General features: G+C 55.0%; 1 rRNA gene. It reads right to left on the bottom strand.

Annotated elements, in window-relative coordinates:
- Window positions 1-624, bottom strand: a 23S ribosomal RNA gene (locus tag IE246_RS27810); the annotation flags it as partial.

Here is a 624-nt window from a genome sequence, read left to right as displayed (position 1 = left end):
AGCCAGCTGGTATCTTCGACTGGCATCGGCTCGGGGAGCTCGTCCCTCCACCTACGCGCCAGCGTGCCTTCTCCCGAAGTTACGGCACCATTTTGCCTAGTTCCTTCACCCGAGTTCTCTCAAGCGCCTTGGTATTCTCTACCTGACCACCTGTGTCGGTTTGGGGTACGATTTGATGTTACCTGATGCTTAGAGGCTTTTCCTGGAAGCAGGGCATTTGTTACTTCAGCACCGTAGTGCCTCGTCATCACACCTCAGCCTTGATTATCCGGATTTGCCTGGATAACCAGCCTACATGCTTAAACCGGGACAACCGTCGCCCGGCTAACATAGCCTTCTCCGTCCCCCCTTCGCAGTAACACCAAGTACAGGAATATTAACCTGTTTCCCATCGACTACGCCTTTCGGCCTCGCCTTAGGGGTCGACTCACCCTGCCCCGATTAACGTTGGACAGGAACCCTTGGTCTTCCGGCGAGCGGGCTTTTCACCCGCTTTATCGTTACTTATGTCAGCATTCGCACTTCTGATACCTCCAGCATGCCTCACAGCACACCTTCGCAGGCTTACAGAACGCTCCCCTACCCAACAACACATAGTGTCGCTGCCGCAGCTTCGGTGCATGG

Source organism: Thalassobaculum fulvum, assembly GCF_014652915.1.
GTDB classification, from domain to species: Bacteria; Pseudomonadota; Alphaproteobacteria; order Thalassobaculales; family Thalassobaculaceae; genus Thalassobaculum_A; species Thalassobaculum_A fulvum.
The sequence above is the reverse complement of the archived record's forward strand: the minus strand, read 5'-3'. Positions and strand labels throughout refer to the sequence as shown.